Origin of the sequence: Duganella sp. Dugasp56 (genome assembly GCF_047304105.1) — a bacterium.
GTDB lineage: Bacteria > Pseudomonadota > Gammaproteobacteria > Burkholderiales > Burkholderiaceae_D > Rugamonas > Rugamonas hordei.
Map to the genome: position 1 here is coordinate 40,443 of NZ_JBGLYQ010000010.1, position 23,000 is coordinate 63,442.

Here is a 23,000-nt window from a genome sequence, read left to right on the forward strand (position 1 = left end):
ATGACGCGCAACCTCACCGCCTGGCTGTTCCTCGCCCCCGCGCTGGCGCTGCTGGCGGTGTTCTCGTTCTGGCCCGTGGCCTTCGGTTCGCTGCTGGCCTTCACCGACTACAGCCTGATACGCGAAACCCACTGGGTCGGCCTGGACAACTTCCGCTACATCTTCGACAACGAGATGTTCGTCACCGGTCTGAAAAACTCGCTGATCTTCCTGCTGATGGTGCCCTTCGTGCAGATCGGCGCGCTGAGCCTCGCGGTCCTGGTCAACAACAAGCTGCCCGGTATCCGCTACTTCCGCGCCGCCTTCTACGTCCCCGTCGTCACGACGGTGTCGGTGGTCGGCATCATGTGGGGCTTCATGTTCCACGAGCAGGGCGCGCTCAACTACGTGCTGATGACGCTGCAACTGGTCGGCGCACCGGTGGGCTGGCTGTCCAACGACAGCCTGGCGCTGTTCGCCATCATGTTCGTCACGCTGTGGCGCGGCCTGGGCTGGTACATGGTGATGTACCTCGCCGCGCTGCAAGCCGTCCCCGCCGACATGCAGGAAGCCGCCATCCTCGACGGCGCCAACCGCTGGCAGCGTTTCTGGAAGATCACCGTGCCGATGCTGCGCCCGACCATCATGGTCTGCTCCATCCTGTCCGTACTGGCCGCGCTGAAGGCCTACCAGGAAGTCGACGTGCTGACGCAGGGCGGCCCGATGAACTCCACCTTCACCGGCCTGTATTACGCCTACGACCAGGGCCTCAAGCACCTGAAGCTGCCGCGTGCGCTGGCCGCCAGCTTCGTGATGTCTATCTTCTGCATCGGTATCGCCCTTCTCTGCCTGCGCTACATCAAGCCGAAACACAAATGATGAAGACCGCCCTCCACTATCTGCTGCTCTGCGCGATCGCGGTCGTCTGCGTGTTCCCGTTCTGGTGGACGCTGGTCACGGCCGTCTCCACCGAAGGCAACATCTTCGCCTTCCCGCCTACCTTCTGGCCGAACCAGCCCTCGCTGGACAACTTCATCGAAGTGTTCAACGCCATTCCGATGTGGTCCTTCTTCCGCAACTCGGTCTTCATCGCCGCCTGCACGGTGTTCTGGAAGCTGGCGCTGTGCTCGGCCGCCGCCTACCCGCTGGCGCGCATGCAGTTCAAGGGACGCAAGCTGGTGTTCGGCCTGATCCTCGCCACGCTGGTGCTGCCGTCGGAAGTCAACTTCCTGGTCAACTTCATCACGGTGACGAAACTGAGCCTGGTCGACACCTACACCGGCGTGATCCTGCCCAACGTGGTGACGGCGGTCGCCATCCTGCTGCTCAAGCAGGCCTTCGAGGAAGTGCCGCAAGACCTGATCGACGCAGCGCGCGTCGACGGCGCCTCCGAATGGACCATCTTCAGCAAGATCATGCTGCCGCTGATCGCCCCGTGGCTGGCCACGGTCGGCATCCTGACGGCGGTCGAAGCATGGAACGAATACATCTGGCCCTCGATCGTGATGAGCAAGCCGGACGAATTCCCGCTGTCGGTGGGCGTGCTGTATTTGCGCGGCACCTTCGGCAGCAGCACGCGCGTGATCGCCGCCGGGACAGTGCTGACCATCCTGCCCACGCTGGCAGCCTTCTTATTTACTCAACGATTCTTCATGCGCGGCATGGACGGAGCAGTGAAATGACTACACAAAACGAACTGAGAAAAATCGCCGGCCAACTCATCATGATCCGCTTCCCCGGCACCGTGCTGGACGCGGCCACCGCCGACTTCCTGAAAGCGAACAGCATCCGTGCCGTCTGCCTGTTCCGCGGGAACATGACCGACTCCGAACAGCTGGCCAAGCTGACCGCCGACCTGCGCGCGGTGATGGGCCCCGAATCGCTGATCGGCATCGACCAGGAAGGCGGCGCCGTGGTGCGTTCGACCTGGGTGCCCGCGCCGCCGGCCGCGATGGGCCTGGGCGCCGCCAACGACACCGACCTGGCCTACCGCACCGGCGCCGCCGTCGCGCGCGCCGTCAAGGCGCTCGGCTTCAACTGGAATTTCGCGCCGGTGCTGGACCTGAACAACAACCCGCACAATCCGGTGATCGCCGAGCGCTCCTTCGGCGCCGAGCCGAAACGCGCCGCCGAACTGGCGATGTCGTGGATGGCAGGCAGCCATGCGGAAGGCGTGGCCTGCTGCGTCAAGCATTTCCCCGGCCACGGCGACACCAACGTCGATTCGCACCGCGACCTGCCGACCGTGAACAAGCCGGTCGAAGAGCTGGACCGCCTGGAACTGGCGCCGTTCCGCATGGCCTCCGGCGCCGCGCCGGCCATGATGACCGCCCACATCGTCTACCCGACGCTGGACCCGGACAATCCGGCCACGATGTCGCGCCGCATCCTCACCGGCCTGCTGCGCGACGAGTGGAAGTACAAAGGCATCGTCATCACCGACGGTATGGACATGCACGCCATCGCCGGCCGCTACGGCGTCGGCAACGCCGCCGTGCGTGCGCTGACCGCCGGCGCCGACATGGTCATGGCCCTCGGCACCACCGAAACGCAGAACGAAACCCTGGACTCCATCGCAGCGGCCATCGCATCGGGCGAGCTGACGATGGACGAAGTCAAGGCCCGCCTGGACCGGCTGGCCTCACTGGCCCTGGCCTATCCATGCAAACCGCGCTCCTACAAGGAAGACGCCGCCGACCGCGAAGTGATGGCCGAAGGCTGGCGCCGCAGCCTAACCGCCTATGGTGCACCGCGCCGTCCGGCCAAGGGCGCCAATGTGCGCCTGGTGGTGCGCCAGGACGTCGTCAGTGACGGCGTTTCCGAAGCCGGCGTGCCGGCCGAGGAAGTGGCCGCATCGCTGCGCCGACTATACGATGTCGAACTGGTGACTTTCGCCAACGCCGACACCTTCGACTGGAGCGCGCTGCCGAAAGACGGCCGCTTCACCATCCTGGCATCGACCTCGCGCCTGCGCTACGGCCAGCACGCGCGCGACACCTGGCGTCCCGACCTGCACCTGGCGTTATGGAACCCGTACCAGGCGCTCGACATCCAGGCGCCCTCGCTGATGACCTACGGCTTCGCCAGGCCGGCGCTGGACGCCGTCAATGGCTGGCTGTCCGGCGAACTGGAAGCCACCGGCCACGCGCCGGTGCCAGGCTTCGCATAAAAATACACGGGGAGGACACAGCATGGACAACAAACAAAACATACGCAATCCGAAGTTCTGGGTACCCAGCCTGTACCTGGCGCAAGGCCTGCCGTTCTTCGCGGTGGCCATCGTCGCCAACCAGATGTTGAAGAGCATGGGCGTGCCCAACGACGAGCTGAATCACTGGACCGGCTTGATCGGCTTCGCGTGGGTGTTCAAGCCGTTGTGGAGTCCCTTCCTGGAACTGGCCAGCAGCAAGAAGCTGGTGGTGGTCGGCTTCCAGATCCTCGGCGGCCTGTGTCTCGGCGGCGTCGCGCTGGCGCTGCACGCGCCGTTCTGGTTCGCCGCCTGCATGGCGATGCTGGCCCTGGTCGGCATCTCCGCCGCCACCCACGACATCGCGTGCGACGGCCTGTACATCACCAGCCTCGATGAAAAAGGCCAGGCGCAGTACGCCGGCTGGACCGGCACCTTCTTCAACGCCGGCAAGTTCTTCACCACCGGCGGCCTGCTGCTGCTGGCCGGCCACTTCGAGAAGACCATGGGCGTGGTGCCTGCATGGACCATCTGCTTCTGCATCCTGGGTGCGATCATGATCGGCCTGGGCCTGTACAACAGCTGGGCGCTGCCGCTGGCGAAGAACGAAGTCACCGCCGACACCAACGCCGCCGCCATCGCCCGCACCTTGTGGGAAGTGATCGTCGAATTCTTCAAGAAGCCCGGCATCTGGGTCTCTATCGTGTTCATCATCCTGTTCCGCGCCGGCGAAGCGCAGGTGCAGTCGATCGGCCCGCTGTTCCTGCGCGAGGCGCGCAACCTCGGCGGCCTGGGCCTGACCACCGCCGAAGTGGGCGCCGTCTACGGCACCGTCGGCACCGTGGCCTTCGTGGTCGGCAGCATCGCCGGCGGCTACTTCACCTCGTGGCTCAGCCTCAAGCGCGCCATCCTGTGGCTGATCCTCGCGGTCAACCTGCCCAACCTGGCGTTCTACCTGCTGTCCTACTTCCAGCCGACCGACCTGTCGGTGATCGGCGCCGCGCTCAGCGTCGAGATGTTCGGCTACGGCTTCGGCTTCGTCGGCCTGATCCTGTACATGATGCAGGTGGTCGCTCCGGGCAAATACCAGACCGCGCACTACGCCTTCTCCACCGGCATCATGCAGCTGGGCTTCGTGCTGTTCAAGCTGTTCAGCGGCGACATCCAGATCTCGCTGGGCTACCAGCACTTCTTCATCTGGGTCATGCTGTGCGCGATTCCGGTGGCGGTGCTGTCGCAGATCATTCCGATGACGGCGCGCCCGCAGCCGGAACAAGAGCAGCCGGCGCCGCAAGCGGCCCACGCGGAACAGGTGGGATAAGCCCATGGCCAGCGTCAGCCTCAAGGAAATCGTCAAGAGCTACGACAAGACCCCGGTCATCCACGGCGTCGACCTCGACATCGCCGACGGCGAATTCATGGTCTTCGTCGGCCCGTCCGGCTGCGGCAAGTCCACGCTGCTGCGCATGATCGCCGGGCTGGAATCGATCAGCGGCGGCACGCTGCACATCGGCGGCACGCTGGCCAACGACATCGCGCCCGCACAGCGCAAGCTGGCGATGGTGTTCCAGTCGTACGCGCTGTACCCGCACATGACGGTGTATGAAAACATGGCCTTCGCGCTCAAGCTGGCCGGCCACAAGCCGGCCGAGGTGCAGGCCGCCGTCGAACGCGCCGCCGCCATCCTGCAGATCGCGCCGCTGCTCAAGCGCCGGCCGAAGGAGCTGTCCGGCGGCCAGCGCCAGCGCGTCGCCATCGGCCGCGCCATCGTGCGCAAGCCGGAGGTTTTCCTGTTCGACGAACCGTTGTCCAACCTGGACGCCAGCCTGCGCGTGCAGATGCGCGTGGAAATCAGCCGCCTGCACCAGGAGCTGAAGACCACGATGATCTACGTCACCCACGACCAGGTCGAGGCGATGACGCTGGGCCAGCGCATCGTCGTCTTCAACGGCGGCCGCATCGAGCAGGTCGGCACGCCGCACGAACTGTATAACCATCCGGCCAATTTGTTCGTGGCCGGTTTCCTCGGCACGCCGAAGATGAACTTCATCCCCGGCGAGATCGTCTCGGTATCGCGGCATGGATCGCAGCAGCGCGCCGGCGTGCTGCTGCCTGGCGGCGCCATCGTCGATGTCGATATCGATGCCGGCCCGCAGTGCGGCGACAAGGTTACGCTGGGCGTGCGCGCCGAGCATTTGTCCATCGCCGTCGAAGGGCAGGCCGACAACGTCATCGACGTCGGCGTCGGCCACGTCGAGTACCTGGGCGACCTGTCCATCGTCTACGCCACGCTGGCCGGAGTGCCCGAGATGATCGCCGTCAAACAGACCGCCGAGGCGACTCCGCTGCATGCCGGCAGCCGCGCGCGCGTGCACCTGCCGCCCTCCCGTTGCCTGTTATTTAACGCCGGGGGCCGCGCTCTTGCGCGGGCGCAGGCACACGTTTGAAATTCGGAGTTTCGAGCGGTTTTATGTAACAATACGCAGGTTTACTCTACCGCGACGGTCTGGCGCATCCGCCGCCCGTCTAATTTGTTTGATTGAAGGATAACCATGTCCCACATTCGTCTCGCTCGCATTAGCCTGATCCTGGCCGCCATCGGCCTGAACGCCGCACCAGCCATGCTGGGCATGTCCCCGGTCTATGCCGCCGAAGCCGCCAAGCCGGCCGAACCGCCGAAAGACGCCGTGCGTCCGGAAATCTACAAGCTGATCGACCCGGCCCAGACCAAAGAACTGCTGGCAGCCAAGAACTACACCGAATTCCAGAACCGCATCAACACCGCTGCGGCGATGCCGAACATCACCCCATACGAAGCCTTCGTGCTGAACCAGATGCGCGTGCAAGTGGGCCAGGCCAGCGGCGACAATCCAGGCACCATCAAGGCGCTCAGCGAGATGATCGATTCGGGCCGCCTGAAGCCTGAAGACAAGCTGCGCTTCATCGACGCCGTCGCCGGCATCTACTACAGCAACCTGAAGGACTACGACAACGCCATCGTCTGGTTCAACCGCTACGGCACCGAGTCCGGCGACGTGAACAAGCAGCGCCAGTACATCGTCCGTTCCTACTTCCTGAAGAACGATTTCGCCACCGCGAAAACCGAAGTGCTGAAGGATATCGAAGCGGCCAAGAAAGCCGGCGTCGCGCCACCGAAGGATGAGCTGAACCTGCTGGGCAACGTCGGCATCAAGACCAAGGACACCGAGTTGTACCTGCAAGCGGTTGAAGAACTGGCCCGCTACTACCCTACCCCGGACTACTGGTTCGACCTGCTGAACCGCACCCGCGGCAAGAAGTCCTATGCGCCGCGCCTGGACCTGGACATCGCCCGCCTGAAAGCGGTCGCCACGCCGACCAAGATGGAGCCGGAAGACTACGCCGAACAGGCCGAGCTGGCCGTGCTGGGCGGCTTCTTCACCGAAGGCAAGATCGCGATGGACAAGGGCTATCCGGACGGCATCCCTGCCGGCAAGAACAAGGCCGCGCTGCAGAAGATCCGCGACAGCGCCAACAAGGGCGCCGCCGACGATGCGAAAAACATCGACAAGGGTGTTGAAGCTGCGCAGAAGTCGAAAGACGGCGTCGGCCTGGTCAACCTGGGCTACAACTACATCACCCTGGGCCAGTTCGACAAGGGTATCGACCTGATGAAGCAAGGCATCGCCAAGGGCGTGGCCAAGAATCCTGAAGACGCCAAGCTGCGCCTGGGCTACGCCCTGGCCATGGCCGGCAAGAAGGACGAATCGATCAAGATCCTGGAAACCATCAACGCCCCCGACGGTCGTGGCGACCTGGCGCGTTACTGGATCATGTACCAGAACAAGCCGCCAGTCGCTGAAGCGCCTGAAGCAGCCAAGTAAAAACAAAGCCGGCGCAAGCCGGCTTTTTACATCAGGGCCGCATCGCGGCCGACAGGGCATCCAGCATCTGGTGCCCGCCGTCGCCACTGAGCTCCCAGAACATCGCCCCGCGCAGCCCCTGCGCCTTGATGTAGCCGGCCTTCTCCTTCAGCGACGCCGGATCTTCGTACGTGATCCAGACCTGCTCCGCCGGGTTGTACAGGTACGGCACCTTGGCCGACGCATTCCAGTATCGCTGGTAGCCCTTGCCGCCCGCCGTGGAGCCATCCGCCGCCAGCGTAATCACGCCTTGCTTCAGCAGATGGCTGAAGCCATACGAGTTGCCGCCGTTCGTGCCGCCCGTCGCGCCGCCGTCGCAAGGCTGGTACTGGCCGTCACCATCGGCGCCCGCTGCGCAGCCCTTCCAGCCGTAGCCATAGAACGGCACGCCCAGCACCAGCTTGTCCGCCGCCACGCCGGCCTGCAGGTAGCGCTGCACCGAAGCGGCGGAATAGAATCCGCTGGCCGTCACCGGATCCCTGGCGTCGGCCGACAACGCCGCATGATGGCCGCTGTTTTTCTCCCACGGCATGTGAAAGTCGTAGGTCATGATGTTGATCCAGTCCAGGCTCCGCGACAGCTCCTTGATCCACGCGCTGCCGCCGCCGTTTTCACTGATGTAGTTGGCGTTGCCGCCGGCGGCGATGGTGATGCTGTAATGCCTGCGGTCCTTCTTGCCCGCGCTGTCGAACGCCGCGCGCAGCTCGCGCGCCAACACGATGAAGTTCTGCTTGTCGGCCGGCCGCGCACACACCGCGCCCGCCACGCAAGGCACGCCAGCCTCGGTCGGATACTCCCAGTCGATGTCCACGCCATCGAGCCCGAAGCGGCGCATCAGCCGCACCGACGACGCCACGAAGCTGGCCCGCGCCGCTGCCGAATCGGCCATGTTGGAAAACTGGTTCGACCAATCCCAACCGCCCACCGACACCACCACCTTGAATTTCGGATGGCGCTTCTTCAGCGCCACCAGCGCGCGCAGGTTGGCGCCGTCGGCCGCGTCGTCGCGGAACGCCAGCGTGCCATTGGCTCCCTGGCACGGCGCGACGTAATTCACCGAAGGCTCCGGGTTGCCATGCTTGCCGTTCCAGCAGACGTCGACGAAGGCGTACAGCGCCATCGTCAGCTTGCCGGCATCGACGTTGGCGGCGGTGACGGGAAAATCTGCCGATTTCCAGCCGGGATAGTAGCCAACCACTTCAGGCGCTGTTCCTGCGGCGGCGGGCAGGCTGAAGGCGCAGGCAAGCGCCGACGCCAGGGCCCATCGAGTTAAACGAGTATTCATAATTCCCTAAGGTCAGGTGGCGTTCAGTTCAGCCACAAAGTCATACATATCGCCGCGGAAGTAGGAGCGGCAAAACTCCACCGCGCGGCCATCGCGCAAAAAACCCAGCCGCTCGACGGAAAGGCCGGCATCGCCCTCCTTCGCCTGCAGCAGCATGGCCTGCTCGGCATTGAGCAGCAACGCGGAGAGGCGCTGCAAGGCACGCACCGGACGGTTGCCGGCCTTTTCCAGCGCGTCGTACATGGACACGTCCACCGCGTCCAGCGACGGCAGGCAGGACGCCACGATGGTCGCGTACTCCAGGCACATCGGCACGTCGTCCGCATAGCGCATGCGGTTGAAACGGTAGACCGCCGCGCCGGGACTGAGCCGCAGCCGCATCGCCTCGTCCGGCGTGACGGTGCCCTCGGAACGCTTCAGCCACACGCTGCGCGGGGTTCGCCCACGCGCCCGCATGTCCTCGGAAAACGACGTCAGCTTGGCGAAGTTCTTCTCGATGCGCGTGTTGATGAAATTGCCGGAGCCGGGCCGCCGCACCAGCACGCCCTCGCCGACCAGGCCGTCGATCGCCTTGCGCACCGTGATGCGGGAGATCTCCAGGTCGGCCGCCAGCTGGCGTTCGGCCGGCAAGGCGTCCTCCGGCTTGAGCAGATGCTGTTCAATGGCCGAGCGCAGGGCCCGCTGCAGGCGCTGGTAGAGGGGTAGGTTACTGGTCTCATTGAGGTGCTGCCGGATGTGTACCAGTGGGGCCATATGATCGCGTTCCATAACGATGAAGACATCCTCTCCGTAGTTGTCGGACGATAATACCAAAAAAAGACCACAAGTCATCCAGCATTGCCAGCCCATCTTGCAAATATTTTGCGCAGCTTGGCAGAAACCCTTATAGCCACAGGCTTCTTGCCTGTTGTATATCGTCACAGACGCGCACCATACCACCACCCAGCCGGTATTACATTGCTCTACAGCATGGAGTGTGTATGCCTTATACAACAAACAAAAAAGAATTTTAAAGTGGTAGTGATCTGGTATTAAAACACGGGTATATTGGCGTTGGATTGGTTTTGTAGGTGGTTTTGAAAAGAAGTGAAAAGAATTACACATCAACAATCAGTGGGCTCGGCGGAGCCTTCATCAACGGGAGGGAACATGTATCACAATACTAACAACACGAAAATGTCCAAACTGACGCCTATCGCGACCGCGGCTGCCATCCTGGCGCTGAGCGTTTCGATGACCGCTCAGGCACAACAAGCCGCGACCGAGAAAGAGCCGGAAGTGGTGATCGTGAGCGGCATCCGCGGCTCGCTGCAGCAATCGCTGTCGGTCAAGCGCAATGCGTCGAGCAACGTCGACGTGATCACCGCCGAAGACGTCGGCAAGATGCCGGACAAGAACGTCGCTGACTCGCTGCAGCGCGTCCCAGGCGTGAACATCTCCACCTCGGGCGCTGGCTCGGGCGGCTTCGACGAAAACGACCGCGTCTCCATGCGCGGCACCGCTCCTTCGCTGACCCAGACCCTGATCAACGGCCACGCCGTATCGTCGGGCGACTGGTTCGTGCTGGACCAGGTGGGCGGCGCCGTCGGCCGTTCGGCTTCGTACTCGCTGCTGCCGTCGGAAATCGTCGGCCAGGTCGTGGTTTACAAAGCACCGACCGCCGACCAGATCGAAGGCGGCTCGAGCGGCTCGATCGACATCCGCACCCGCCACCCGCTGGACTTCAAGGCCCCGCTGTCGATGGAAGCCAACGTGCAGGCGGTCTATTCGACGCTGGCTGAAAAAACCGATCCGCAAGTGAGCGCGTTGATCAACTGGAAAAACGAAGCAGGCACCATCGGCTTCATGGCACAGGGCTTCTCCGAGAAGCGCAGCCTGCGCCGCGACGGCCAGGAACTGCTGCAGTGGACCCAGGTGTCGCCGACCAACGCCGCCGTCAAGACCAATCCTGACCTGGCCAACGTCTGGTTCCCGCGCCTGATCGGTTCCTCGCTGTTCCAGCAGGAGCGCAAGCGCAAGGGCGGCCTGCTCGACGTGCAATTCAAGCCTAGCCGCGACTTCAGCCTGGAAGCGACCTACTTCCGCTCGAAGATGGACGCATCGAACTACAACACCAACTACATGACCGACATGAACGGTTCGGGCATGCTGGGTTCGGGCGTCGCGCCTGATCCAGGCTACGTGGTCCGCAACGGCACGCTGGTGTCGGCATCGTTCGCCAACAAGGGCACCGCCGCCGCACCACTGCGCTACGGTATCGTCGACGACATCGTCCGCGAAGGCGCTTACGCACAGACCGAGTTCTTCGACCTGGACGGCAAATGGCGCGTTACCGACAAGCTGGTACTGACCGCCAAGGCCGGCGCCACCAAGGGCAAGGGCGTAACCCCGAGCCAGGGCGTGTTCGAAGGTGACGTCAACAACTCCGGCGCCAGCTACACGCTGAATGGCCTGGGCAGCCCGGCGACCGTCAAGTTCCCGAGCATCGACGTGACCAAGTTCACCGGCACCCCGCTGGACTGGGTCTTCGGCGTATCGCCTGCGACCACCGACGACAAGGAAAGCTATGGCCAGATCGACGCGGCCTTCCAGCTGGACAGCGGCGTGTTCCGCGAAGTCAAGTTCGGTATCCGTGGCACCCACCACACCCGTTCCAACTTCGAAGTGGCGCAAGGTCCTAACTGGGCCAACACCGATGTCGGCGGCACCAGCACCAACCCGGCCTGGAACGGCACCACCTATCCAGGCAATTTCGGCCAGGACCTGGGCGGCGACTTCCCTAAAAACGTCTGGATCCTCGATCCCGCGATCCTGAACGCATGGGGCAACCTGCACTCGAACCGCGATGTCAGCCGCACCTACTACCAGGACATGTTCGACCTGACGGAAAACACCAAGGCGTTCTACGTCCAGGGTGAAATGGAAGGCGAAGGCTGGAGCGGCAACGTCGGCGTGCGTGTCGTGCGCACCGAAGGCACCTCGAACGGCTACCAGATCCTGCCGAACCAGCCAGCCGGCGAAACGCTGCCAGCGTATCCATGGGGTGGTTTCGTCAAGAAGACCGCGATCGACAACAACACCACGATCCCGCTGCCTAGCCTGAACCTGAAGTTCGACCTGCGTTCCGACGTGGTCGCTCGTCTGGGCCTGTCGCGCACCATGACCCGTCCCGACTACGGCGCATTGGGCGGCGCGGTGATCCTGACCGACGAAACCCACACCGGCAACGGCGGCAACTCGGCACTGAAACCGGTCAAGTCGAACAACCTGGACGCCAGCCTGCAATGGTACTTCGCACCACGCGCGCTGCTGTCCGCAGGTATCTTCTACATGGACCTGCACGACTACGTCGGCTACGGCACCAGCACCGGCAACTTCATCGACACCCGCGCTTCGCAGGAACAGAAGAAGCCAGTGTTCGCCAACTACACCATCACCTCGCCGATCAACGTCGGCGCCAAGGTCAAGGGTCTGGAACTGGCAGCACAGGTACCGCTGGGCATGGGCTTCGGCTTTGACGTGAACGGCACGCTGGCTGATTCGCACCTGGACTTCGGTGCCTGCCCTGCGATCCAGACGTCGACCTCGGGCGATCCGTGCGACATGCTGGGCGCTTCGAAGACCACCGCCAACGCCGGCGTGTACTTCGAAAACGACAAGTTCAACGCACGTATCGGCTACGCATGGCGTTCCTCGTTCCTGGCAGCCCAGGACCGCGGCACTCCGCTGTACCAGGATGCGTCGGGTCAGTTGTCCGCATCGTTCAACTACAACATCAGCAAGAACATCCAGCTGACGATCAGTGGCCAGAACATGAACAACCCGATCCTGAAGAACTACATCTTCAACAAGGACCAGCCGGCACGCTTCTATGCCAACGGCGCCCAGTACTACGCTGGTCTGCATATCAAGTACTAAAACGTAACCGTTTCATTGTGTAGTCTGTTCCCGCCACGGCTCTCCCGGCCCTGGCGGTTTTTTTTATGCGATCATACGTTTCATGAACCAGCCTATCGAATACCGCGACCTGGATCCGGCCCGCTTCTTCAGCGACATCGCCGGCAGCTACCGCCCGGCCGTCCTGCGCGGCTTCGTCAGGCACTGGCCGGCCGTGCACAAGGCGCGGCAGTCGCCGGAAGCGCTATGCCAATATCTGATGGATTTCGACAGCGGCCACGAAGTCGACGCGGTGATGACGCCCCCGGCCGAGCGCGGACGCCTGTTCTACAAGCCGGACATGGAAGGCTTCAACTTCGTCCGCAACAAGGTGCCGGTATCGAAAGTGATCGAACAGCTGGCGCGCTACTCGCAGTTCGACGCGCCACCGTCGGTGGCGGTGCAGAGCGCGCTGATCGACGACTGCCTGCCGCGCTTCGCGCTGGAGAATGTCGCCCCCGCCCTGCCGCCGTCGGTGCGTCCGCGCATCTGGCTGGGCAATACCATCACCACGCCCGCGCACTTCGACGAATCCTACAACCTCGCTTGCGTGGTCAGCGGCGAGCGCCGCTTCACGCTGTTCCCACCCGAGCAGGTGGACAACCTGTATATCGGCCCGCTGGATTTCGCGCCGACGCCGACGCCCATCAGCACGGTCGATTTCCGCGATCCGGATTACGCAAGGCACCCGCGCTTCAGGCAGGCGCTGGACGCCGCGCTGGTGGCCGACCTGCTGCCCGGCGACGCGCTGTACATCCCGACGCTGTGGTGGCACCACGTGCAATCGAACGGCGTCCTGAACATGATGGTGAACTACTGGTGGAAGAACGAACAGCCGGCAGCGGACGCCGGCACCACGTTCGACGCGCTGGTCGCCACGCTGAAGTCCATGAAGCACCAGCCGCCGGAAGTGCGCGCCGCATGGGGCGCGATCTTCCGGCACTATGTGTTCGATCCGGAACAAGACCCGGGCGCCCACATTGCGGAGCACAAGCAGGGCGTGCTGCAAAACGCCCGCCCACCGCGCCGCCCCTGACGCAACGCATCTAGGCGGCTTTGTCCAGGCCGAAGATCAGCGACTGGTGCGCGGCCGCGCCGGCCATGCCGCCGTCGGCCACGGCCATCCCTACGTTGCCGAACATGCGCGCCGCGTCGCCGCAGACAAACACGCCTGGCACGCTGGATGCCTTCATCGCATCGGTGCGCACGTGCGATCCGATCGCGCCTTGCTCCAGCGCGCAGCCCAGCTGCTCGGCCAGCGGACTGGCGCTGTGGATGCGCGTCAGCACGAACAGCCCCGCCATCTCCAGCGTGCGACCATCCTTGAGTTCGACGGCGGCATGGCCGCCGATGGCCTTGACCGGCGTGCACTCTATCGCGACACCGCGCTCCTTCAGCGATGCCAGCTGCGCCTCGTCCGGCTCGAACGCGCCGTTGAGGAAGAACGTCACCCGCCCCCAGTCCGGCAGCATCAGCGCGTGATGGATCGACATCGGACCGGTGGCCAGCACGCCGATCGCGCCCTCCATCAATTCATAGCCATGGCAGTACGGGCAGTGGAAGGCGCTGCTGCCCCAGCGCTCGGTCAGGCCGGCGACAGGTGGCAACTCGTCGACCACGCCGGTGGCCAGCACCAGCCTCAGTGACTGGAACGTGCTGCCGTCGCTCAGCGTGACGCGAAAGCCGTGCTCCGTTCGCGCCGCCTGCTCCGCCGCGCCCTCCAGCCAGCGCACGGTCGGATACTTCATCAGCTGCGCGCGGCCGTCGGCGACGATGGCCGCCGCTTCGCGGCCGTCCTGGCCAAGAAAGCCATGCGAATGCCGGGCGTACCTGTTGCGGCGCTGGCCAGCGTCGATCACCAGCACGCGGCGGCGGGCGCGCGCCAGCGGCATGGCGGCGGACAGGCCGGCGTAGCTGCCGCCGATGACGATGACGTCGAACTCAGTCGTCGGATGGGGGATGTGCATGGGAAGCTCCTTTGTGATGTGCGTATCCGTCGTTGAAGCGGGCCGACAGGTCGGCAAGCGTCACGTCCTTGAAACGTTCGATCAGCAAGGCCTCGGCTTCGTCGAAGGCGCTGGCCAGCGCGTCGTTGACGGCGCGCTCCACCAGGCATTGAGGGTTCTCATCGCGGTTGCCCATCGCGAACACCGTGGGCGAACCGACCGCCTCGTAGATATCGCGCAGCGTCACCTTGCGCAGGTCGCAGGTGATGCTCCAGCCGCCGCCGTGCCCCTTACCGGAGCCGACGTAGCCGCGCTCGCGCAGCCCAGCCAGCACGCGCCGCACCAGCACCGGGTTGGTGCCGAGGAAGCCCGCCAGCTCGTCGGAAGTGAACGGTCGCCCGGCGTGCGCCATGTGCAGCAGCACGTGCAGGATGGAAGATAGTTTGCTGTCTCGTCTCATGTAACTAATGATAGTACATAATCGGAAAGCGTGCACGCGGCACTATCGTCGCATCATGTTCAGCAGTTGCGCGCGCAGCTTGCGCGCCGCGTCCTGGTCGAACGGGGCCAGCACCCCGCGCGCGGCCGGCGGAATATGTCCGGCCTCGCCGCCATCGCTGTCGAACACGTAGTGGCGGAACAGTTCCTTCCAGGCCTGCCTCTGCTCCGGCGGCAAATCGCGCACCGTCATCAGCGCCAGCAACAGCGCGTTCATCGGCGTGTCCATGAAGCCCGGCGACTGGCGCCACCAGTAGTTGACCAGCACATTGAAACTGTCCAGCGCCTCGATATGGTGCCACCACATGCTGGGAATGAAGACCGCGTCGCCGGCTTCCAGCTCGGCCACCTGCGCATGCTCCAGCGCGGTGGCGAATCGCGGAAACGCCGCGAAATCGGGACGGGCAAAGTCGACCATGCTGATCGCCTGCCCCGCCGGCGTAAAGTCGAGCGGCCCGATATACAGATTGTCCAGCTGCGCGGGCGGGAACAGCGTGAAGCGGCGGCGGCCGGCGGCCACGCAGGCCAGGTTGTCCGGCAAGTCGTAGTGCGCCGGGATGCGCGTGCGGTTGCCGACCCAGATGCTGGCCAGCGGATCGCGCGCGCCGAAGCCGATATCGTTTTCCGCACGGAAGCCCGGCAGGCAGGTGTCGACCGTGGTCGAGCCGACATACAGCGCGGGAGGCTTGTCGTCATTCAGGTGGTCGCGCAGCGCGTCGAGCACCGTGTCGAAGCGCACCCGCGCCGTGTTGAAATTGAATCCGCTGACGTCGTCGTTGTAGAAAAAGCGCCCTTCTATCTCCGGGCCGCCGTGCATGGCGTTGACGGTGGCGTCGCGGTAGAAGCGGCGCAGGTAAGTGTCGGCAGCCTGTGCCGAAGTCCGCGCCGCGCCGACCATCGGCCAGGAAGCGGCCAGGCCGCGCAGGACAACGGGCTGGGTCGAGGTCAGTATCTCGTCCGTCAGCTGCTGCGGACCGACGCCCTCGATTTCACGGATGCGTTTAATGGCAGGCGGCATTCAGGCGGTTCTTTCGGTCCTGGTGATCTATATTGTTGAGTAAAACAGCCTTGGGCATGGGAATTCACAGTGCTTGATATGAAACAGGCCATCTTACGCCCGTTGTCGGGCAGACGGCCTGTTTCGTTAGGTTATAACCCGATTAGAACTTGTAGCGCGCACCCACCATGTAGCGTGGGCCTGCCTGCGTGACATTCAAGGTCGACATTTCGGTACGGCCATGCTGACGCTGGATGGAATCGCCCAGGTTGATCGCTTCAAGCTGGAAGCTCAAGTTCTTGTTGAGGGTATAGCCGATGCTGACGTCCACCTGGCCATACTTGTCGGTGTAGACCGGAGCGGCGCGACCGCCGCCGTCGACCGTCGACGCCAGGAACTCGCCGCGCCAGTTGTACGCCAGGCGCACCGACCACTGCTTGTCCTCATAGATACCCACCAGGTTGGCGGAATTGCTCAGGCCCAGGATGGCGAACTGGTCGTTGACGTTGGCGTTGTCGTACTTCAGCGGCGAGTGCACATAGGTGTAGTTCGCCTGCACGCCAAAACCGCTGCGGCCGAACATATGCTGTACGTTCAGTTCCGCGCCGTTCACGCTGGCCGACTTCTGGTTCGAGTACGTGGTGGTCAGGAAGCTCTCCAGCGGATCGGTCGGCAAGCCGGTGATGTTGCCGGCGATATTGCCGTCGGCATTCACGCCGGTCTTCTGCACGCCAGGCTGGCCGTTGAAGTTGTTGAAGATGTAGTTGCGGATGCAGCTGGTATCCGCCACGGTGCAGCCATGCGACAGCGCCGCGTTGTAGTAGGCGCCGCCGACCGGGGTGTGCAGGTTGTACAGCGGTTGCGGGACGACAGTCTGGCCGGCGTAGTTGTCCAGCCCCTTGCGGAACAGGCCCAGCGACATCAGGCTTTCCTTGTCGTAGTACCATTCCCAGGACAGGTCCAGGTTTTTCGACTTGACCGGTTTCAACGCAGGGTTGCCGGTCGACGCGGTGCCGTTGTAGGTGTTGGCGATGGTACCCAGGGTCAGGCCGCCCTGCAGCTGGTCGTAGCGTGGACGGCCGATGGTTTCGCCCGCGCTGGCGCGCAGTTTCATGTCGCTGCGGATATCGAAGTCCAGGTTGATGCTCGGCAGGACGTTGGTGTACGACGCGGTCGTGGTCGACATCGAGGTGCCGGCAAAGGTGACCGGCAGTTCATTCTGCGATACCCACACCAGCGCCGTCGCCGGCATCACCTGCGCCACCGAGGTCACTTCCGTTTTCTCCAGGCGAACGCCGAACGACGAATGGAACGGGATGGCCGTATCCCAATCGGTGTTGAAGGAGGTGTAGGCGGACGTCGATTTTTCCTTGAGCAGGCGATCGGTGTCGGCGGTGGCGAAGTTCGGCAGGTAGGCTGCCTGGTTGCCGACGGCGTTGGCCGTGGCCGCGCGCACGGCGGCGAAGTCGAAGGTGTACAGCGTGTTGTACGCGCCAGCCGTATTGCCGCCCGGGATCTTGTTGAAGTAATCGCTCAGGTTGTTGGCCTGGAACAGCGAGCCCGGATAGTCCGACGCCTTGGTCGCGCCGCTCCAGGTATTGTTCTGCACGTTCGAGAACGTGGAACGGTTCTGCGAATCGGTCAAGCCCAGGCCGAAGTTGACGCTCGATGCCTCGAACACCTGGATGGCGCCGCTCGCCTGCACCTGGTTGATCGTCGATTTTTCATAGCTGTTGTGGAACCACGAACCGGCCGCCTGGATCGGCTGCGCCGTCAGGTTGGCGGCAGGCATGCTCAGCACCGGCAGCTTGTGGGTGAAATCGATGGTGGTGGTGCCGCGGCTGAAGCTGGCGTTGGCCAGGTCGTTCTCGGAACCGAACGGGCTGTCCGCGCCGGATTCGGCGGTCGAGTGGTGCGCATCGAACTCCAGACGCACTTTCGGCGAGTACTTCCATACGGTGTTGAAGCCGATCGACTGGTTCTTGGTCTTGGTGGCATAGTCGCCGCCGATGACCGAGATGTCCTGCGGGGTCGAATAGACTTCCGAATACACCAGCGGCGACTGCACGTGGCCGCCCGGCCAGGTGCTGGTCGAGGTTGGCGTTTGGCCGAACCAGACGCTCAACTCGTTACGCTTGGTCTGGACCTTGTTTTCCGAATAGGTCAGGTCCAGCGTGGTGGTCAGCTCCTTGACTGGACGGAACTGCAAGGCCAGCTGGCCATTGGTGCGCTGGCGCTCGATGCCGTTGACGCCGTAGCCGAAGTTCTGCGGGATCGAATACAGGTCGGTAGGACCGGGACGGTTGGTGATGTTCTGCGAACCCGGCTGGCCTGGCTGCGGCAGGGTCGAGCCGGCGGTGGTGTCCGAACCCAGGTACGGCCCCTGGTAGCCGTTGGCCAGGCCGGCGCGGTTGAAGCCCGAATCGCGCACCTGGTAGCTGCCGCTCAGCGCCACGCCGAAACGGCCGTCTTCGCTGGTGTTGGTGTAGATGCCCGAGATTTCAGGCGTCACGCTGGAGCCCTGCAGCGAACCCGGCAGGTGCTTGTTGGAGGTATCGGCGACGCCCTTGATGCCGATGCTCGAGTGCATGCCAGGATTGTCGAACGGACGCGCGGTCATCACGTTGATGGTCGCGCCGATGCCGCCGGTCGGGCTGTCGGCACGGCCGGTCTTGTAGACCTGCAGCTGGGAAATCGCTTCCGACGCCAGGTTGGAGAAGTCGAACGAGCGGCCGGACAGGTCGCTCAGGTCGGTGGTCGGCATCTGGCGGCCGTTCAACAGCACCAGGTTGAAATCGGGACCGAGGCCGCGCACGGTGACCTTCTGTCCTTCGCCGTTGCTGCGGTCGATCGACACGCCGGAAATGCGCTGCAGCGACTCGGCCAGGTTGGTGTCCGGGAATTTGCCGATGTCCGAAGCCACGATGCCGTCGACGATGCCGTCGGCGTTGCGCTTCAGGTTCAGCGTGGACTGCATGCTGGCGCGCAGGCCGGTGACGACGACGGTGGTTGAACTGTCTGCCGGGGTTGCGGCCGAGGTGGCTGCTTCCTGGGCATATACCGGAGCAACCAGGCCGGCGCAGGCGCTGGCAACTGCCAGGCTCATTAAGCGCTGCTTGGTGTTGGGATGGAACTTGTTAGCTTTGTGATGATGTCGCATGTCTCTTCTCTTTCCTCGTTTGAATAATCAACACCGTTACGCGTCTTGCAACAGTGTCTTGTGGCACTACAAAAAACTCTTTACGGCCGAATATGAAAACGTTTTCATAAAAGATCGAACTGACCGCCGGGGAACTGTGCAAAACCCGGAAAACGGTTGGATGAAAGGGGTGATTGGGGCTGGGGAGGGTTGGGAACCCGGCGCGACAGGGTCTAATGCAAATGATTGCGCAACCATTTTAATGTGAAATTAAAAATGACTAACGTTTTCAAGGCGCTAGTCTTGGTTGTTTTTTGACTGTCCAACATGCTTGTCTCCTCCGGCGCATTACCGCGGTTTATTGTTTTTTGTCGCCTGCTGCCTTCTAAAGGCGCCGCGATCAATTCAGTGTAAGAGGGTTAAAAAGTCATTGTCAATCAAAAATATATTTCAATTGTTATACGCTACCATTTGCTACCAATAAGGTATCTACTTGATGACGGAAAAATAACGCTATCGTCGCGGCTGCACAGGAGCCGGACTCGGGTGGAAGAATCGGAGTACCCCGGAAGCAAACTTGCAAAGTGTGGCATTACCGCCACGACTCTGATCGCTCGGACTGCTTCCGTTCCCGGGGCTGGGGAGTTTACAGCGTCGGCAGGATCTTGAAGGCGCCGTCCGCCGACGCCTGGCCCGCGACATCTTCGACCACGACATTCGATACGAAGGCGGCGGGCGGACCGAGCCTGGCCCAACCGACGAGGGCATCGACCGCCTGCCCATCGCCGTCCACGCCCGCCTCCACCGAGCCATCCCGGCGATTGCGCACCCAGCCGCCCAGGCCCAGCGCGGCCGCCTTCTTGGCGAAAGCGGCGCGGTAGCCGACGCCTTGCACCCGTCCTTCAATAATTAATCGAATCACGGCGCCTCCAGGCACTTTACGGCTTCTTCGCCGGCGCCGTCGCGGCGCCAGCCCTGGCCTTGGCTTCGTCGCCCGCCACCACCACGCTCAGCTTGGCCGGATCGACGGCCTTGCGGAAGGCCGCGTTGACTTGCGCCAGCGTCGCCGCCTTCAGCTTGTCCTCGTAGTCCTTGCTCCAGCTGTAGGTGCGGCCCAGATACAGGTTGCGCGTCCAGCCGGCGGCCAGCACGTTGTCCTTCGAGCGGTTCTGCACGCGCTGCTGCAGCAGGCCGGACTTGGCGCCCGCCAGTTCGGCGGCGGTGAAGCCGTCCTTCACCGCGCGCTCCAGTTCCTGCCTGATCGCCGCTTCCAGTTTCTGCAGGTTCTGCGGCGCGGCGATGGCGTCGATGCCGAAGCTGCCGGCGCGGTCGATCTCGCCCGGCTGCAGGCCGGTGCCGCCGCCGTATGACAAGCCATCCTTCTGGCGGATACGGTCCATCAGGCGCGATTTCAAGCCGCCGTCACCGAAGATGAAGTTGGCCAGGTCCAGCAGCGGATAGTCCGGATCGTCGATGTTCAGGTCGAGGTTCAGGCGCGCCGTGTAGAAGCCGTTTTCCTTGTCCGGCGCGTTGATGCTCTTGTGCAGCGGCGCCTTGTCCTCATTGGTGCTCTTCACCGGCGCGTAAGCCACCTTGCTGTCCCAGCCGGCGAAGCTTTCCTCTATGGTCTTGCTGATCGCGGCCTTGTCGAAATCGCCGACGATGGCCAGCTCGCCGTGATTGGCACCGTAGTAGTCGCGATGGAAGGCGATCACGTCTTCCAGCTTCAGCGCCTTGACGGCGGCCAGCTGCTCGTCCACCGTCATCGGCGCGCGCACGTCGCCCTTCGGATAATGGTTGAAGTACAGGTCGACCTCGGTGCGCGCCAGCGACTGCGGCTCGTTGCGCGACGCTTCGATGCCCACCAGCCATTGCTGGCGCAGCTGCTCGAATTCCGCCGCCGGGAAGCTGGCGTCCTTCAGCACATGCGCCACCAGCCGCAACGCGGCGTCCAGGTTCGGCCCGGTGGTGTCGAAGCGATACAGGCTGCCGGAGATCTTCAGCTTGGCGAAGGCGTCGGCCAGCTGCTCGCGGCTGTACTTGCTGGTGCCGCGCATCAGCATCTCGTTGGCGGCGGTCGAGACGATGGTCGTGTTGAACAGGTTCTTCTCGTCGCCCCAGTGCAGCTGCATGTCCACCGACACGGCCTCGCCGCGATTCTTCTTGGTCAGCAGCGCCACCTTCAGGCCGCCGATGGTCTTGATCTCGGTGCGGGCGTTGATGTTGGCTTGGCTCGGGTCGAACACTTCCGACGTCAGCACGCTGTCCTTGCCCTTGAAGTCCTTCATCACCTCGGCCACCGTCGGCGCCGGCGGAATCTCGGCGCGCAGCGGCGCGTCTTCCGGCACGAAGCTGCCAACCACGCGGTTGTCGCGCTTCAGATAGCGCCCGGCCGCGGCGGCCACCTGCTCCGGCGTGATGCTCGGCAGCTTGTCGCGGCCCTCGAACAGCAGGCGCCAGTCGCCCAGCGCGATCTCCTCGGACAGGCTCACGCCGACCTTCTGCGGATCGTTCAGCGACTTCTCGATGCCGTTGGCGAAGTTGCGGCGCGCCCGCTCCATCTCCTCAGCGGTCGGCGGCGTCTGCGCGAAGCCTTCGACCGTCGCGATCAGCGCATCGCGCACCGGCTCCAGCGGCTCGCCCGCCTTCACCACCGCGCCGATGAACTGCAGGCCGGGCGCATAGCCGGTCTGGCCAAAGCTGAACACCTGCGCCGCCTTGCCGGTTTCCACCAGCGCCTTGTGCAGGCGGCCGGTCGGCGTATCGCCCAGGATCTCGGACATGAAGCTCAGCGCATCGCTGTCCTGCTGCAGCGCCGACGGAATCTTGTAACCCAGCGCGATCAGCTGCATGTCGCCCTTGCGGCGCACCACGAAGCTGCGCTCACCGTCCTGCGTCGGCTCGACCGTCCAGAACGGCGGCAGGCTGCGCTTGGGTTTCGGGATCACGCCGAACGATTTGGAGATCCATGTCAGCGTCTGCGCCGGGTCGAATTTGCCGGCCACCAGCAGCACCGCGTTGTCCGGCTGGTAGTAGGTGCGGTAGAAGGCCTGCAGGTTCTCGATGCGCACGTTCTCGATGTCGCTGCGGTTGCCGATGGTGGAGCGGCCGTACGCATGCCAGTCGTAGGCCACGCTCTGCATGCGCTTCATCAGCACCGAGAAGGGGTCGTTCTCGCCGCTCTCGTATTCGTTGCGCACCACGGTCATCTCGGAATCGAGGTCCTTGCGCGCGATGAAGGAATGGACCATGCGGTCCGCCTCCATGTCCAGCGCCCATTTCAGGTTGTCCTGGCTGGCCTGGAACACTTCGTAATAGTTGGTGCGGTCGTAGGACGTGGTGCCGTTGAATTCCATGCCGCGGTTGGAGAATTCCTGAGGGATGCTGCGGTTCTTGGGCGCGCCCTTGAACATCATGTGCTCCAGCAGGTGGGCCATGCCGGTCTCGCCGTAGTTCTCGTGCCGCGAGCCGACCAGGTAGGTGACGTTGACCGTCACCGTCGGCTTGGACGCATCCGGAAACAGCAGCACCTTCAATCCGTTCGGCAGCCGGTATTCGGTGATGCCTTCGACGGAAGGTCCCTTGACCACGCCGGCCGGCAAGGCCTGCGCCCAGGCGCTGCCGGTGGCGATGAAGGACAGGCCGCACAGCATCAGGCTGGCGGCGGCGGCTTGTTTCAGACGGCTGTTGTTCATGGTCCCTCGCGAAAAAAACTGAAGAACAGTCAGCATACGCCCTACCCCGCCATCGTGGGTAGACGCTTAAGCAAATTTTAATTTCAGTTTTTTTCGGGCAGGATGCAGGCGTCGACCATCTGCAGGTCGTTGTCCTTGGCGAAGGAAATGACGAAGTGGTAAGCCAGCGGTTCCAGCGCGCGCAGCTTGCCGTTGACCACCACCGACTTGACGCCGTTGACGACCGTCGGCGTGACGTAAGGAGAGAACTGCAGGTGGGAGTCGCGGCCGCCGCCGTAGCCTTCCGGCTTGAAGCAGGCCATCACGCCGCACAGGCGCTCAGCCCAGTCGCTGGGACGGAACTGCCTGCCATCGCTGGTTTGGCCAAGGATGAAGAACGAGTCCTGCTGTTCTACCGGTTTTTGAACTGACTCTGCCATAGGCGGCTGCTTATGAG

Annotated in this window: 17 protein-coding genes; 8 read left to right on the plus strand and 9 right to left on the minus strand. The window is 63.5% G+C overall.

What is annotated here, in order from left to right; all coding sequences use genetic code 11:
* The 6 genes from ACCD07_RS08885 to ACCD07_RS08910 all read left to right on the plus strand — a co-directional run bounded on the left by ACCD07_RS08885 (nt 1) and on the right by ACCD07_RS08910 (nt 7,029).
* Nucleotides 1-858: a carbohydrate ABC transporter permease gene (locus ACCD07_RS08885; RefSeq protein WP_413447118.1), complete on the plus strand. Its 858-nt coding sequence runs from the start codon at nt 1-3 to the stop codon at nt 856-858.
* Complete coding sequence (locus ACCD07_RS08890) at nt 855-1,661, plus strand: carbohydrate ABC transporter permease (protein WP_176654993.1); 807 nt, start codon at nt 855-857, stop codon at nt 1,659-1,661. Before ACCD07_RS08885 ends, ACCD07_RS08890 begins: the two co-directional genes overlap by 4 nt.
* On the plus strand, nt 1,658-3,148 hold the full coding sequence (nagZ, locus tag ACCD07_RS08895) for a beta-N-acetylhexosaminidase (protein ID WP_413447119.1): 1,491 nt from the start codon (nt 1,658-1,660) through the stop codon (nt 3,146-3,148). Before ACCD07_RS08890 ends, nagZ begins: the two co-directional genes overlap by 4 nt.
* Before the next feature lie 22 nt (nt 3,149-3,170).
* Nucleotides 3,171-4,487, plus strand: a complete 1,317-nt coding sequence (locus ACCD07_RS08900; RefSeq protein WP_413447120.1) for an MFS transporter — start codon at nt 3,171-3,173, stop codon at nt 4,485-4,487.
* A 4-nt stretch (nt 4,488-4,491) separates the two neighbouring features.
* Complete coding sequence (locus ACCD07_RS08905) at nt 4,492-5,613, plus strand: ABC transporter ATP-binding protein (protein ID WP_413447121.1); 1,122 nt, start codon at nt 4,492-4,494, stop codon at nt 5,611-5,613.
* A gap of 105 nt (nt 5,614-5,718) precedes the next feature.
* Nucleotides 5,719-7,029, plus strand: coding sequence for a hypothetical protein (locus ACCD07_RS08910; protein WP_176654989.1), 1,311 nt, complete (start codon nt 5,719-5,721; stop codon nt 7,027-7,029).
* A 31-nt stretch (nt 7,030-7,060) separates the two neighbouring features.
* Here ACCD07_RS08910 and ACCD07_RS08915 read toward each other — a convergent pair whose 3' ends face one another.
* Together ACCD07_RS08915 and ACCD07_RS08920 are read right to left on the minus strand one after the other, a co-directional pair.
* Nucleotides 7,061-8,353, minus strand: coding sequence for a glycoside hydrolase family 18 protein (locus tag ACCD07_RS08915; protein WP_413447122.1), 1,293 nt, complete (start codon nt 8,351-8,353; stop codon nt 7,061-7,063).
* Between the two features lie 12 nt (nt 8,354-8,365).
* Complete coding sequence (locus tag ACCD07_RS08920; protein ID WP_176654987.1) at nt 8,366-9,106, minus strand: GntR family transcriptional regulator; 741 nt, start codon at nt 9,104-9,106, stop codon at nt 8,366-8,368.
* Nucleotides 9,107-9,502: 396 nt separating this feature from the next.
* Between ACCD07_RS08920 and ACCD07_RS08925 the strand changes: the two genes are divergently transcribed.
* Complete coding sequence (locus tag ACCD07_RS08925; RefSeq protein ID WP_413447123.1) at nt 9,503-12,271, plus strand: TonB-dependent receptor; 2,769 nt, start codon at nt 9,503-9,505, stop codon at nt 12,269-12,271.
* 82 nt (nt 12,272-12,353) lie between these two features.
* The gene (locus ACCD07_RS08930; protein ID WP_413447124.1) at nt 12,354-13,325 is read left to right on the plus strand and encodes a cupin-like domain-containing protein; all 972 of its coding nucleotides are present in this window, start codon (nt 12,354-12,356) and stop codon (nt 13,323-13,325) included.
* Between the two features lie 10 nt (nt 13,326-13,335).
* Here the strand turns inward: ACCD07_RS08930 and ACCD07_RS08935 are convergent, their stop codons facing one another.
* The 7 genes from ACCD07_RS08935 to ACCD07_RS08965 all read right to left on the minus strand — a co-directional run bounded on the left by ACCD07_RS08935 (nt 13,336) and on the right by ACCD07_RS08965 (nt 22,983).
* Nucleotides 13,336-14,256, minus strand: coding sequence for an NAD(P)/FAD-dependent oxidoreductase (locus ACCD07_RS08935; protein WP_413447125.1), 921 nt, complete (start codon nt 14,254-14,256; stop codon nt 13,336-13,338).
* Nucleotides 14,231-14,695, minus strand: coding sequence for an Rrf2 family transcriptional regulator (locus tag ACCD07_RS08940; RefSeq protein ID WP_176654984.1), 465 nt, complete (start codon nt 14,693-14,695; stop codon nt 14,231-14,233). Before ACCD07_RS08940 ends, ACCD07_RS08935 begins: the two co-directional genes overlap by 26 nt.
* Before the next feature lie 42 nt (nt 14,696-14,737).
* Complete coding sequence (locus ACCD07_RS08945) at nt 14,738-15,751, minus strand: cupin-like domain-containing protein (protein WP_176654983.1); 1,014 nt, start codon at nt 15,749-15,751, stop codon at nt 14,738-14,740.
* 142 nt (nt 15,752-15,893) lie between these two features.
* Entirely contained in the window at nt 15,894-18,836 is a 2,943-nt protein-coding gene (locus tag ACCD07_RS08950) for a TonB-dependent receptor (RefSeq protein WP_413447126.1), read from the minus strand.
* Nucleotides 18,837-19,515: 679 nt separating this feature from the next.
* Nucleotides 19,516-19,791, minus strand: coding sequence for an acylphosphatase (locus ACCD07_RS08955; protein ID WP_413447127.1), 276 nt, complete (start codon nt 19,789-19,791; stop codon nt 19,516-19,518).
* Nucleotides 19,792-19,807: 16 nt separating this feature from the next.
* A complete protein-coding gene (locus tag ACCD07_RS08960; protein ID WP_413447128.1) occupies nt 19,808-22,564 on the minus strand; it encodes a M16 family metallopeptidase in 2,757 nt (918 codons plus the stop codon).
* 83 nt (nt 22,565-22,647) lie between these two features.
* Nucleotides 22,648-22,983 (minus strand): DUF3579 domain-containing protein, encoded by a 336-nt coding sequence (locus ACCD07_RS08965; RefSeq protein ID WP_176654979.1) that lies wholly within the window; start codon nt 22,981-22,983, stop codon nt 22,648-22,650.
* Between the last annotated feature and the right edge of the window lie 17 nt (nt 22,984-23,000).